Source organism: Buttiauxella cochleicola (assembly GCF_021283185.1).
Classification (GTDB): domain Bacteria; phylum Pseudomonadota; class Gammaproteobacteria; order Enterobacterales; family Enterobacteriaceae; genus Buttiauxella; species Buttiauxella massiliensis.
Genome location: NZ_JAJSOS010000004.1, coordinates 219,539 through 232,644, shown reverse-complemented (window position 1 = coordinate 232,644; position 13,106 = coordinate 219,539). Strand labels below are relative to the sequence as shown.

Sequence of the window (13,106 nt, the reverse complement as noted above, 5' to 3'; positions counted from 1 at the left end):
TTTTTATTTCACTGTGTGAGGACTTAACACGCGTCCTAAGCCCGCGAGTGCAACATCAAGGATCAGGGCAAAGAGTGCTGTGGCAGCTGCACCTAAAATCAGCGTCGGGAAATCATTGAGGTAGATGCCCGGGAAAATAAGCTCACCGTAACTGCTGGCACCTATCAAAAACGCCAGCGGTGCAGTACCAACGTTAATTGCGGTTGCAATACGGATACCCGAAAGCATGACAGGCCATGCGTTAGGTAATTCGACCTGACGCAAGCGTTGCCATTTAGTCATGCCAATGCCGTTGGCAGCTTCGATAAGTGAAGAAGGGACACCGGATAAACCCGAGTACGTATTACGGACAATTGGCAGCAGCGAAGCGAGGAACAGTGCGATTATTGCAGGTTTGTCGCCAATCCCGATAAACACCATCGCCAACGCTAAGACGGCCAGCGGCGGCAAGGTATTTCCGACGTTAAAGATTTGCATCGCATATTCAGCGAAACGGCGAGCAGCAGGGCGACTGAGCAGAATTCCGCTCGGGATCCCCACCAGTAGAGCCAGCGCCATCGAACTAAACACCAAAATTAAGTGTTGTTGCCCGAGATAAAGCAAATCCACTTTACGCGCGATTATAGTTTCGGGGCCAATTCCCCAAATCAATAATCCGAGGACGACGATTATTGCCAGTGCACCAAAAAAAGTGCGTTTTACGATGGAAGTATTATGCATTGCAGTGTGTCTCCCTGGGTGCACGTTATAGCAACCTTGAGGTCGCTTGTTGTTATGCCTTGTGTCGGCAGGGTGTTTTGACCTATAGCAACGCAATGGGAATGATTCCAGTAAACAGGGAAATTACCAGGCGAATGATTAGCGTGTAAATTAACGAGTTAGCCTTGTGCCGCCTCGCTTGAAACGTGGTTGTAAAGAATTGTCTTAAAAGTGTTTGAGTGAAGTTACGTTGTAACTTTTACGGGGAAAGTGACTGAGAGTAAATGCCGGATAATGAGGGGGTAATATGCGGTTTGATATTAGAGAAATAGTCGGTGGATAAGCGAAAACGTCATCCACCGTTACTCAGATTCTTAGGAATAGAGCTCTTTTTGTGCGACAGGAATCTGCAAACCTTTACTCCATTCAGCAAGTGTCAGGTTAGTTAGTTCGCCTAACGCCTGATAGAACGGATGTTCAGCATTGGCGATAAACAACTCCAGGAAACGCCCGCTCCACGGCAGGATGTGCCAGGCAAGAAGTTCGTCAACTTTAGGCTGCAATCTTTCTTCAGCAAGCCAGGCGGCCAGCATCAGTAGCAAACCGAAGTGATCTTCGGGTTCGTTGTTTTCTTGCTCGTTGGAGATGTCGTTTTTACGCATCCAGCGGCGTAACTCAAGCATCGAATCACCAAAAAGCACTTGTTCTTTATCGAGATAGACCGAACCCCAGGGCGAGGCAGGTAAAGCGTCCAGGCCGATGAACAGGCGCTGCCAGGCTTCACTCAAAGATTCTGGCTCATAGCTAAAACCTTCCGCCATACGCTGAGCGATACTCGCCAGCTCTTCATGCTGCACTGGCCATTGCTCAGTCCAGGATGGATCCTGAAGTGAGGCATACAGTGATGCGACATCCCGGCTTTTGGGTTCTTGATAAAAAAGCGCACCGAGCACTCTTCCCGTCAGGGCGATAGTCGCCAGTCGTTGCGTTGTTTCAGACATCATTCTCTTCCTTGTTGCGCGAGTTATGCCGCGCATTCTCTACGGATTGCCTGGCAATTGCTATGCATTAGACATCGACATCCGTTTTAATAACTATTGTGGCTCACTTTGTGACCCATCCTGCGTACTACCACCGCTTACCGGATAGTTTCCGCTGCTGGTACGCGTATAAAGGATTTTTTGCGTATCATTACCACAATGGCCAACAACCTGGGCATCAGGCTTATCAGCTTGATCGTTAGGAACAATTGTTAAACTAAAGCCTGACTCTGGGACACCGTTATTGATTATCTTTTGCTGAATGTCGGCCTTGACCGTATCGCAGGAAGTCTGTGCGGCTAGTACGGGAGTTGCTGCAGCCAACAGGCATACACCAAGCCAAATTGAACGTTTCATCGTATCTTCCTTCTGTTTAGGGGCTGTAGTAAGAATAGTATCTGCAGTGTAAATTGTTGTATTTGCTTATACCCTTCATACTTCAAGTTGCATGTGCGTTGGCTGCGTTTACTCACCCGCATCACTTACCAGAGTAAGCTCATCGGGACTCGCTCTCTTGCCGTCTTCTTGCAACTCGAATTATTTTGGGTACATCATTGTTGTTACATTTCAAGTCGGGGACAGGTATTACGTGAAGAAAATCATTATCCTCTGTGCGCTGGCAGCCTCTGTTGCCGGGTGTGACGATCAGAACAATACGCTTTCTTACACGCCAGAAATGGCGAGTTTCTCGAATGAATTTGATTTTGACCCGCTGCGTGGGCCGGTAAAAGACTTCAGTCAGACATTAATCAATGAAAAAGGCGAAGTCGTGAAACGCATTGTTGGCCTGATATCGGAAGAAGGGTGTTTCAACGAGCTAGAATTTCACGATCTGGAAAACAATACCGGGGCAACCCTGGTGTTGGATGCTAATTACTATCTTGACGCTATCACCCGAGAAAAACGGGTAAAGCTTCAGGGGAAATGCCAGTTGGCAGAATTGCCGAGTGTCGCTATTACCTATGAGACGGACGATAAAGGTTTTGTGGTGGCAGCGCACAGTGAAGCGACATCCATTGTTTATAACTACGACGCAGATGGATATCCGTTAGGTAAGGTAACTACAGCAAAAAATGACACCCTGGCTATCAAGGCGAAATCCGGTAGCGACAATAAGAAAAAACTCGATTACACCTCTGAAAGCACACTCAACGGCAAGTCTATCGCTTTGGTCAAACAAACTTGCGATTACGACGGGTATTTCAACCCACTGGAATGTGTACTGAACATCACCGATGAAAGTGTCAAACCGCCGAAAGTTGAAAGCTATACGATTAAAAATAGCATCAATTATTATTGATGCTTAGGGTAAAAGCTTGAGTCAGCAAGCTGACTCAAGCTCTTGTCGGAGCTACGCGGCGCGAACCTTGGCAATCAGCGCCTGTTTTTCTGCATCAGATAAGAAAGCAATTCTTAAACCATTCTCTTGTGCGGTACGAATATGTGCCGCACTCAAACCTGCCTGCGGTGCAGCCACATTATATTCGTGAATAATATCGATACCCTGGACGGCTGGGTCATCAGTATTGATCGTAGCCAGCACGCCTTTATCCAGGAAGGTAATCAACGGGTGCTTTTCCATTGAAGCTATCGTGCTGGTTTGGATATTGGACGTCAGGCAGGACTCGATGCCAATTCCATGTTCCGCAAGGAAATCCATAAGTGCCGGATCTTCGATTGCCTTAACACCATGTCCGATACGCTCGGCACCCAGCTCACGAATTGCCTGCCAGATACTTTCCGGGCCAGCGGCTTCACCGGCATGAACGGTGATATGCCAACCCGCATCACGTGCACGGTTAAAGTGACTCAGGAACAGACTACCCGGGAAACCGAGTTCATCACCGGCAAGGTCAAGGGCAGTAATGCTGTCGCGATGTGCCAGCAGGGCCTCCAGCTCAGCCAGACATGCCGCCTCACCGAAAGTACGACTCATAATGCCAATCAAGCGGGCTTCAACACCGAAATCACGGCAGCCCTGGCGAACGCCTTCAATCACCGCCTCCACAACACCCGCAACCGGCAGGTTATGGGTCATGGCCATGTAGCCGGGGGAGAAACGTAATTCGACATAATGCAGGCCATTCAGGGCTGCATCTTCAATGTTTTCCCATGCTACGCGGCGGCAGGCATCGAGATCCGCGAGGACTTTAACGCCCCAGTCCAGTTTTTGCAGGAAGCTCACCAGGTCAGGTGCTGTTTCCACAACTTGTACATGAGGACGAAGTGTTTCAAGGGAATCAGCCGGGAGCGGCAGATTAAACTGGCGGCCCAGGTCAAGAATAGTTTGAGCACGAATATTGCCATCAAGGTGGCGGTGCAAATCGGTTAACGGCAGGGTGGTATCAATCATGGTCGCACTCTTTTTTTGATTAAAGTGCGCAACAGTATAAGAACAAACGCACCTAAATAGCTACGTTGCGCAAACAAAAAGGGGAGTTTTCTCCCCTTAGCTTCACTGCAGAGATTTAATCGCCGCAATCAGGCGCTTCACACCTTCTTCAAGCTTAACGCGTGGGCAGCCGGCATTCAGTCGTACAAATCCTTTTCCTTCCTCGCCATAGGTATATCCCGGCATGATGGCGACTTTTTGCTGCTCTATAAGCACTTTTTGCAGCGCGTTGTCATCAATGCCCAATGGGCGTAAATCTATCCATGCAAGATAAGTGGATTCCGGCGGTTGCCAGTTTAGTTGCGCAAACTCTCCATTCAGCGCATCGGCGACAAAGCGCAGATTACTTTGCAGGTAAACTCGAAGCTCATCAAGCCAGACTGAACCTTCTTGATAGGCCGCGATATGTGCGACAACGGCAAGAATGGCGGGGGATGATAATCCATCCTGACCTTTCAGCACATTTAAGTATTTCTGGCGCTCATCACTATCATTAATCAAGCCATAAGCACCTGTTAATGCAGGAATGTTGAAGCTTTTGGAACCCGATGTGAATAGAGCCCACTGGCCTTTGCCTACTTCATTCCACGGCGTGTGCTGGTGGCCTTCCCATACCATATCCATATGGATTTCATCACTGATAACCCTCACGCCATGGCGTTCGCAGAGCATTGCCATGGTTTCAAGCTCAGTACGTATCCAGACTTTGCCGGTAGGATTTTGCGGGCTACAAAGCAGCATGATCTTGCATTCAGGCTTCGCCAGTTGCGCTTCGAGAGCAACCATATCGCACATCCAACTGCCTTCGGTTTTATGCAACGGAGCGCTAAATACCTGGCGTTGGTTGCCCTCAATGGCTTTATAAAATGCGTCATACGCAGGGGTATGGACTAGCACTGCATCGCCAGGTTCAGACCACTGGCGGATGAGTTGCGATACCATGTAGATAACCGACGGGCCGTACACTATCGACTCTTTATCGATCACACTGTTAAAACGAGTGTGATACCAATGCGCGATCGCGCCAAGAAACTCCTCATTCTTCCAGCGGCTATAACCTAATACACCGTGAGATAAACGTTGTTGCAGAGCTTCAAGAATGACTGGAGCGGTAGGGAAATCCATATCGGAGATGGTAAAGGGCAGGAGATCGGCGGCACCGAAACGGTCAGCGACATAATCCCACTGAGTACACCAGGTTCCGTGGCGGTCAACGACTGTGGAAAAATCGAACATATTACCTCGCAACAAACAGGCGCCGTAGCGCCCGTTATGATTTACGCCTGAGCAGTTTGCATCAGATGCGCCATTTCATCTTTCACCGACTGGACCTGCGGACCAATCACCACTTGCAGATTGTGCTGGTTGAGTTGCACCACACCGATGGCACGCAGATTTTTCAGTGCGGCACTGTCAACCAAAGCCATATCTTTCACTGACATACGCAGGCGAGTGATGCAGTTATCGAGAGAAACAATATTCTCGGCACCGCCCAGAGCTGCGAGCATGGCTGGAACATTGTAACCCGATTTACCCACCTGGCCGGCAATCGCTTTTTCAGCGCTGGTGGTGTTATCGATATCACGACCCGGCGTTTTGATGTTGAAGCGGGTTATGGCAAAGCGGAAAATTGCGTAATATGCCGCAAACCAGATAGCTGCAACCACAGGCACCATATACCATTTTGTCGCCAGGCCGTGCAGGATACCGAACACGACGAAGTCGATGATGTTGCCATCGGTATTACCGATAGTCACACCCAATACCGCCATCATGGTAAAGCCAAGGCCAGTCAACAAAGCGTGGATGACATACAACACAGGAGCGACAAAAAGGAACAGGAATTCCAGCGGTTCAGTCGTTCCACCAACCACGCAGGCAATCACGCCAGAAATCAGCAGGCCTTTAATTTTGTGACGGTTTTCAGGGCGAGCACAGTGATACATCGCCAGTGCCGCACCAGGTAAACCGCCTAAGAACGCAGGCATTTTACCCTGTGACAGGAAGCGGGTCGCACTTTCAGAGAAACCATGAACCGTTGGGCAGCTCAATTGCGCCTGGAAGATAGTCAGTGCGCCGCTGACGCTATGGCCACAAACATCCATCGTTCCGCCTGCATCAGTAAAGCGAATCAGCGCAACAAGGATGTGGTGCAAACCGAACGGCAGCAATAAGCGCTCACCGGTACCGAAGATCATCGGCCCAAACATGCCAGCGCTGTTGATCATGTTACCCAGGGCGTTGATCCCAGCGGCAAAAACTGGCCAGATTAACGGGATAACCAGACCAACAATACCCATGACCAGAGTCGTGATAATCGGTACAAAGCGGGTACCACCAAAGAATGCCAGCGCATCAGGCAAGCGCACGTTGTGGAAACGCTCATGCAGCAGGAATACAATCACACCGACAATAACTGCACCCAAAATGCCGGTATCAATAGATTGAATACCCAGGATATTTTGGATGTTGTTTGCTTTCAGGATGGCGGCATCTGTTGTCGGCAAAATGCCTTTAGCCGTCAGCCAGAAGTTCACTGCAAGGTTCATTACCGCGTAACCGACAAAACCGGAGAACGCCGCTACACCTTTGTTTTCACGCGCCAGCCCAAGTGGGATTGCGATACAGAACATAATTGGTAGGAAGCTAAACGCAAACGAGCCGACTTTCCCCATCCAGGTGAAAATTAGCTGTAAAACAGGATTACCTAATGCTGGAAGCAGAGTCACTACATCGTGGCTACTGAGTGAACTCCCGATACCGAGCATGATGCCGCAGAACGACAAAAGTGCCACGGGCAACATAAAGGTTTTGCCAAGGTTTTGAAAAAACTCCCAAAGCGTAATTTTTTGTGGTGTATTAGCCGCCATAACGACTCCTTAAACCCTGGTTGATAGATGGGTGGTGGTAAAGAACGAAGCGGATGATAAAACGTTTTACCAACCTTTATTGCGCTATAGTTCACAGATCTAAAGCTCACTAGAGTGCTTAATACCTCATATGAGGTTAAACGTTTTATCACTAAATTTTGTTTCATGGAGGGTCCGTCGGCCTAATGACGACTCAGGAAAAGAAAATAACAATTAACGAAGTTGCTGAAGCCGCTGGAGTTTCTGTTACGACAGTTTCTCTGGTTCTCAGTGGCAAAGGGCGCATTTCACCAGCGACCGGATTGCGCGTGAATGAAGCCATAGAAAAGTTAGGATTTGTGCGTAATCGCCAGGCTGTTTCATTACGTGGTGGCCAAAGCGGGGTTATTGGGTTGATCGTGCGTGATCTATGCAATCCTTTTTATGCCGAGCTCACCGCAGGTTTAACGGATGAACTAGAAAAGCAGGGCAAGCTACTCTTCCTGACCCAAAGTGGCGCGCAGGGGCAGCATATGCAGCGTTGCTTTGACATGTTAATTGCACAAGGAGTGGATGGCATTATCGTCGCCGGAGCAGCAGGACAGGGGGCGGATATGCGTACTATTGCGCAACAGAAAAATTTACCCCTGGTATTTGCCTCTCGCGCCAGCTACCTCGATGAGGCCGATATTATCAGGCCTGACAATATGCAGGCCGCTCAGCTTGTCACCGAACACTTGATCAAGCGTGGGCATCAACGGATTGCCTGGCTCGGTGGTGATGGTGCCTCTTTGACTCGCGCCGAGCGCGTGGGTGGTTATTGTTCCACACTTCTGCAATACGGCTTGCCATTCCACAGTGAGTGGATAATCGAATGCGAGCCGAGTCAGAAAAAAGCGGCGGACGCGATCACCACACTTCTACAGCACAACCCGACAATTACTGCTGTGCTCTGCCACAACAGCACTGTGGCGATGGGGGCATGGTTTGGTTTACTGCGCGCAGGAAGACAAAGCGGTGAGGGAAGTATCGACAGTTACTATGACCGCCATGTGGCACTAGCAGCGTTCGCTGAAGTGATGGACGATGAACTGGATGACTTGCCATTAACCTGGGTTTCTACACCTGCTCGTGAGATAGGCCGTATGGCTGGGCAGCGTATCCTGCAACGTACACAACAAGGTGATACCAGTGCGCTCAGTCAGATTATGCCAGCACGATTAGTGGTGAGAAAAAGTTAAAGAGCCTCCCTAAAGGGAGGCTCTTAGCCAGGCATCGCTCATAATTATTGCTGAGGAACAGCAGGCGCGTCTGGTGTGGCAGGTGCTTCAAGTTCTGGTGCCGGGGCCGCTTCTGGCTCACCCATAGTCGGCATACCAAACATTCCTAACAGATCGCCCAGTGCCATTTTCTGGCCGTTCAGTGTCACCTGACCGTTGGAGTACTGCAGGCTGGAAACCACATTATTGTCTTCCATAGTGGTCACGCGGAACATTTGGCCCATTGCGGCCAGACCTTTGATTTGCTGCTCGGCAAGTTTAGCTGCTTCGGCAGGCTGGTAGCCTTCAAACTGCGCAACTTGAGTCATTAACTCAGTCGCCATATCTACTGGGATAACCAGCTTACTGTCGAGAGATTTAACCACACGGTTCAGTTGTTCTTCCGGAGTTGTTGGTTCACCCGTTGATTGCGCCGGGTCTTTCAGGAACAAAGACAGATTGAAGCTGCTTTCGCCTTTAGCATTTTTCCAGCTTAATGGTGCAATGGTAATCACCGGATCACCTTTCAACAACAGCGGCAGGTTGGCGGCAAACAGCTCAACAATTTGCTGCTGGTAAGCTTCTGGATTCTGCGCAACAGCAGGATCTGCCAGTAATTTTTGCGACTCAGCATTATATTTCTGGCTAAATTCGCGCACCGCCGCTCCGTCAAGATTGCCGATTTTGAGCGTTAGCTTGCCGCTACCAATATCTTTGTTCTGTATCTTCAAAGAATTAATCGCGTAATCGATTTGGCCGGAAAGATGCTTTTTATCTTCCTGAAGCTCAGATTTGGCGTTGATGTTAAAACCTTCCACAACGGCCATTTCTTTGCCTTCGATGGAAATGGATAACTTGTCGATCGAGGCTTTCTGGATACCAATTCGCTCGATAAATTCGCTACGCGCACTATTGCCTTCGGTTTTGATACCGTTAAAGGTCATCTGTACGTGCTGGCCGTATTCATTGACGGTATTGACCAGGCCGCTTTGCGCTTCGCCACTCACGGCAATTTTATCACCCTGGGAATCAACATCAGCCTTGAACTCACCACCGCTAAAGGCAACTTTTTGCTCGCCATTTTCATAATTCAGTGGCAGCAAGTTGATATCAGAAGAGGTGTCACCGCTATAGCCAATGCGCGTTTGGGCATCAATAAAGGACTGGCCTTTAGCAATATCAAACAATGGCTTGGTGGTTGGGTTATTCATCAATGTGGTATGAACTGACGCCATGGATGGCAACAGATTGAATTTTTTCAGTTGTGCAAACGGGAACGGGCCATGATCAATGGTTTCGTTAAATACGATAGTTTGGTCAGGCTTGAGGATCGCGCTTGTCATTCCTGCGGTTGGCTTGATGACTAACTCCATGGTGCTGCTGAACAGACCACGATGGTAATCCTGGTAGCCCAGCGTCAAGCCAGCTTCGGGTGAGGCTTTATTCAATGCGGTATTAGCGTTGCTGATCATCTCCGCCATACGGCCTTCGAGCTGTTTACCGGTGTACCAGGCTGTCCCAGTCCACACCACACCCAAAGCCACAATAACACCTACTGCAACCAGTGATTTTTTCATTCTGTCGTAGTCCATATTAAGTGCATCTGCCGGTAGTCCTCCGGCAGATGATTGAAATGCCCGCAGGCATTGAAGAAACTGATTCTACACAGCTTAGCAATCCTACCCAAAAAGATCAGTAAGTTGCTTTAAAGTCAGATTTTAGAGAATACACGAGCCACACGACCTACACCGCTGAGAGATACCGGTGATTCTTGCGCAGAAATAAACGCAGACTCACCAGGTTTGAGCGTCAATTGCTGCTGGTCTTTGCTTAAAATTGCTTCACCTTCAGTGCAGAACACAATGGCCGCACTTGGCTGGGCAAGCTGAACTTGCTGAGAACTGAGATCGTGCAAGGAGAAGGCGAAGTCATCAACTGGAATAGGGAAGTCCAGCTCGCTGCCATTTTTCTCCGGCTGAGTCAGCAATTCAGCGGCAGGTTTTGGCACAAACTTAACGTTTGCGACCAGCTCAGGAATGTCGATGTATTTTGGCGTGAGCCCTGCGCGCAGGACGTTATCCGAGTTTGCCATCACCTCAAGAGCCACACCTTTCAGATAAGCGTGCGGGGTTTCCGCAAACAGGAACATCGCTTCGCCCGGCTGTAATTTCACCACGTTCAACAGCAGTGGTGAGAATAAGCCACTGTCGTCCGGGTAAAACTCAGAAATCACGCGAATGGTTTCCCACGGCTCGCCTTGCTGATTATTTAACGCTGCCTTCAACACGCCGAGTGCCAGGGATTTCTCATCGCCTTTCATATTCAGCAGGCTGGCGAAAAGCTGTGACAAACGTTCCGCATTTGGCTCTTGTAAGAAATGAGCTATGGCAGGGTGTGCGCCAGAAACGGGCTGCAGCAAAGAGACGATATCGCTAAACTCACGGAACGCATTCATTGCCAGGAATGGGGTAAGCGCGAACACCAGTTCTGGTTTGTGGTTTGGATCTTTGTAATTACGTTCTGCGGCATCTAATGGAATGCCTGCTGCATTCTCTTTGGCAAAGCCCAATTCAGAAGCTTTTTTGTTAGGATGAACCTGAATAGAAAGGGGTTGATCGGCACACAGCACTTTGAAGAGAAACGGTAGCTCACCAAAACGCTCTGCAACGGCCTTGCCTAACAGTGCGGGTTTGTCAGCATCAATCACGTCACGCAGTGAACGAGCCTGGCCATTATCAAGAATTTTTGAGCTACTTTTCGGGTGAGCCCCCATCCAAAGTTCTGCCATAGGCAGGTTTTCTGGGTTCTCCACGCCGTAAAGTTCCGTTAACGCAGTTTTACTTCCCCAGGCATAGTTTTGCACTGAGTTAATGAGTTTTTGCATTATCAAGCCCTATAGTAATCTAAACAAAGTTACTGCTATTAAACCAATTATCCGCAGTGAAGTAACCAGGGGATTAAAAAGTCGGTTTAGTCTCAGTTTTTGTTAAAAAATTGTGTAGCATGTTAGACCCGTTATCTTTCAAGCCACAGCGGGGTTGGCCCAGGCTTGAAATCTAAAGGGTATAAAAGATAATAATTAACGTAGTAAGTGAGAGAACAATGCCGAATAAAGACTTTCATTATCAAGAACCGTTCCCGTTAAAAAAAGATGAAACAGAATACTACCTGCTCAGCAGTGATTATGTTTCCGTGTCAGAGTTCGAAGGGCAGGAAGTCCTGAAAGTTGATCCTAAAGCCCTCACTTTACTCGCCAAACACGCCTTCCACGATGCCTCGTTTATGTTGCGCCCGGCCCACCAGCAACAAGTAGCCGATATCCTGAATGACCCTGAAGCCAGCGAAAATGATAAGTATGTCGCGCTGCAATTCCTGCGTAACTCCGAAATCGCTGCAAAAGGTATTTTGCCAACCTGCCAGGATACCGGTACGGCAATTATCATGGGTAAAAAAGGCCAACGTGTCTGGACTGGCGGTGGTGATGAAGAGGCACTGTCTCGTGGCGTCTATAACACCTTTATTGAAGATAACCTGCGCTACTCGCAAAACGCGGCGCTGGATATGTACAAAGAGGTGAATACCGGCACAAACCTGCCTGCGCAAATCGATCTTTACAGTGTTGATGGCGCTGAATACAAATTCCTCTGTATCGCCAAAGGCGGCGGTTCAGCAAACAAAACCTATCTCTATCAGGAAACTAAGGCGCTGTTGAGTCCTGGCCGCCTTAAAGATTACCTGGTCGATAAAATGCGTAGCCTCGGGACTGCAGCGTGCCCACCGTATCATGTGGCGTTTGTGATCGGCGGTACATCGGCTGAAGCGACGCTTAAAACCGTAAAACTCGCCTCAACCAAATACTATGATGGTCTGCCAACCGAAGGTAACGAACACGGGCAGGCATTCCGCGACGTAGAACTTGAAAACGAGTTATTAAAAGAAGCTCAGAACCTTGGCCTTGGCGCGCAGTTTGGTGGTAAATACTTCGCCCACGATATCCGTGTTGTGCGCTTGCCGCGTCACGGTGCGTCATGCCCGATTGGTATGGGTGTTTCGTGCTCAGCCGATCGCAACATTAAAGCGAAGATCAACCGCGATGGTATCTGGATCGAAAAACTCGAACACAACCCAGGAAAATTTATCCCGCAGGAATTGCGTCAGGCGGGTGAAGGGGAGGCAGTTAAAGTCGACCTGAACCGTCCGATGAGTGAGATCCTAAAACAACTGGCGCAGTATCCTGTTTCAACTCGTCTTTCTCTAAGCGGCACGATAATTGTGGCACGTGACATCGCCCACGCTAAACTCAAAGAACGTATCGACAACGGCGAAGGTTTACCGCAATACATCAAGGATCACCCGGTGTATTACGCGGGTCCTGCTAAAACGCCAGACGGTTATGCATCAGGTTCACTTGGGCCAACAACCGCCGGGCGTATGGATTCCTATGTCGACTTATTGCAAGCCAACGGCGGCAGCATGGTGATGTTGGCAAAAGGCAACCGTAGCCAGCAAGTGACGGATGCCTGCCATAAACATGGCGGTTTCTATCTTGGTAGTATCGGCGGCCCGGCGGCAGTTCTGGCGCAGCAGAGCATTAAGAGCCTTGATTGCGTGGAATATGCGGAATTAGGTATGGAAGCCATCTGGAAGATCGAAGTTGAAGACTTCCCGGCCTTTATTCTGGTGGATGATAAGGGCAACGACTTCTTCCAGAAAATACACGCCTCGCAATGTACGCGGTGCGTGAAGTAAGACACTCAAGCCGCCCATCAGGGCGGTTTTTTTATCCCCCTTCATTCTTCGAGTTGCGTCTGTGTTGGCTACTCTCCCTTACCCGAATCACTTACTTATGTAAGCTCATCGGGATAAG

General features: G+C 49.2%; 11 protein-coding genes. 3 read left to right on the top strand and 8 right to left on the bottom strand.

Annotated features, from left to right (window positions below; genetic code table 11):
• Positions 1–3: 3 nt before the first annotated feature.
• From osmY to LVQ76_RS08225, 3 genes are all read right to left on the bottom strand, one after another.
• Complete coding sequence (gene osmY / locus LVQ76_RS08235; RefSeq protein ID WP_154150169.1) at positions 4–720, bottom strand: osmoprotectant ABC transporter permease OsmY; 717 nt, start codon at positions 718–720, stop codon at positions 4–6.
• Positions 721–1,073: 353 nt separating this feature from the next.
• On the bottom strand, positions 1,074–1,703 hold the full coding sequence (gene dmsD, locus LVQ76_RS08230) for a Tat proofreading chaperone DmsD (RefSeq protein ID WP_370640071.1): 630 nt from the start codon (positions 1,701–1,703) through the stop codon (positions 1,074–1,076).
• Between the two features lie 90 nt (positions 1,704–1,793).
• The gene (locus LVQ76_RS08225) at positions 1,794–2,096 is read right to left on the bottom strand and encodes a DUF1161 domain-containing protein (RefSeq protein WP_134182927.1); all 303 of its coding nucleotides are present in this window, start codon (positions 2,094–2,096) and stop codon (positions 1,794–1,796) included.
• Between the two features lie 232 nt (positions 2,097–2,328).
• Here LVQ76_RS08225 and LVQ76_RS08220 point away from each other — a divergent pair, with 232 nt between their 5' ends.
• Positions 2,329–3,039 (top strand): YnfC family lipoprotein, encoded by a 711-nt coding sequence (locus tag LVQ76_RS08220; protein WP_232903688.1) that lies wholly within the window; start codon positions 2,329–2,331, stop codon positions 3,037–3,039.
• A 51-nt stretch (positions 3,040–3,090) separates the two neighbouring features.
• On the opposite strand, the gene add is transcribed toward LVQ76_RS08220, so the two are convergent.
• The 3 genes from add to malX all read right to left on the bottom strand — a co-directional run bounded on the left by add (position 3,091) and on the right by malX (position 7,001).
• A complete protein-coding gene (add, locus tag LVQ76_RS08215; protein ID WP_232921395.1) occupies positions 3,091–4,092 on the bottom strand; it encodes an adenosine deaminase in 1,002 nt (333 codons plus the stop codon).
• Positions 4,093–4,194: 102 nt separating this feature from the next.
• Positions 4,195–5,367, bottom strand: a complete 1,173-nt coding sequence (locus tag LVQ76_RS08210) for a MalY/PatB family protein (RefSeq protein WP_232921394.1) — start codon at positions 5,365–5,367, stop codon at positions 4,195–4,197.
• 41 nt (positions 5,368–5,408) lie between these two features.
• Positions 5,409–7,001 carry a maltose/glucose-specific PTS transporter subunit IIBC gene (malX, locus tag LVQ76_RS08205; protein WP_232864454.1) on the bottom strand — a complete coding sequence of 531 codons (1,593 nt, stop codon included), beginning with the start codon at positions 6,999–7,001 and terminating at the stop codon, positions 5,409–5,411.
• A 185-nt stretch (positions 7,002–7,186) separates the two neighbouring features.
• Here malX and LVQ76_RS08200 point away from each other — a divergent pair, with 185 nt between their 5' ends.
• Positions 7,187–8,221: a Mal regulon transcriptional regulator MalI gene (locus LVQ76_RS08200; RefSeq protein ID WP_232864455.1), complete on the top strand. Its 1,035-nt coding sequence runs from the start codon at positions 7,187–7,189 to the stop codon at positions 8,219–8,221.
• Positions 8,222–8,265: 44 nt separating this feature from the next.
• Here LVQ76_RS08200 and LVQ76_RS08195 read toward each other — a convergent pair whose 3' ends face one another.
• On the bottom strand, positions 8,266–9,816 hold the full coding sequence (locus LVQ76_RS08195; RefSeq protein ID WP_232921393.1) for a YdgA family protein: 1,551 nt from the start codon (positions 9,814–9,816) through the stop codon (positions 8,266–8,268).
• A gap of 134 nt (positions 9,817–9,950) precedes the next feature.
• Positions 9,951–11,123, bottom strand: coding sequence for a mannose-6-phosphate isomerase (manA, locus tag LVQ76_RS08190; protein WP_232903683.1), 1,173 nt, complete (start codon positions 11,121–11,123; stop codon positions 9,951–9,953).
• A gap of 218 nt (positions 11,124–11,341) precedes the next feature.
• Here manA and fumA point away from each other — a divergent pair, with 218 nt between their 5' ends.
• Entirely contained in the window at positions 11,342–12,988 is a 1,647-nt protein-coding gene (gene fumA / locus LVQ76_RS08185; RefSeq protein ID WP_232864458.1) for a class I fumarate hydratase FumA, read from the top strand.
• The last annotated feature ends 118 nt before the right edge of the window (positions 12,989–13,106 follow it).

Excerpts from the sequence above, each read along its gene's own strand:
- osmY (WP_154150169.1), bottom strand. The coding sequence starts at position 720 with ATGCATAATACTTCCATCGTAAAACGCACTTTTTTTGGTGCACTGGCA.
- dmsD (WP_370640071.1), bottom strand. The coding sequence starts at position 1,703 with ATGATGTCTGAAACAACGCAACGACTGGCGACTATCGCCCTGACGGGA.
- LVQ76_RS08225 (WP_134182927.1), bottom strand. The coding sequence starts at position 2,096 with ATGAAACGTTCAATTTGGCTTGGTGTATGCCTGTTGGCTGCAGCAACT.
- add (WP_232921395.1), bottom strand. The coding sequence starts at position 4,092 with ATGATTGATACCACCCTGCCGTTAACCGATTTGCACCGCCACCTTGAT.
- LVQ76_RS08210 (WP_232921394.1), bottom strand. The coding sequence starts at position 5,367 with ATGTTCGATTTTTCCACAGTCGTTGACCGCCACGGAACCTGGTGTACT.
- malX (WP_232864454.1), bottom strand. The coding sequence starts at position 7,001 with ATGGCGGCTAATACACCACAAAAAATTACGCTTTGGGAGTTTTTTCAA.
- LVQ76_RS08200 (WP_232864455.1), top strand. The coding sequence starts at position 7,187 with ATGACGACTCAGGAAAAGAAAATAACAATTAACGAAGTTGCTGAAGCC.
- LVQ76_RS08195 (WP_232921393.1), bottom strand. The coding sequence starts at position 9,816 with ATGAAAAAATCACTGGTTGCAGTAGGTGTTATTGTGGCTTTGGGTGTG.
- manA (WP_232903683.1), bottom strand. The coding sequence starts at position 11,123 with ATGCAAAAACTCATTAACTCAGTGCAAAACTATGCCTGGGGAAGTAAA.
- fumA (WP_232864458.1), top strand. The coding sequence starts at position 11,342 with ATGCCGAATAAAGACTTTCATTATCAAGAACCGTTCCCGTTAAAAAAA.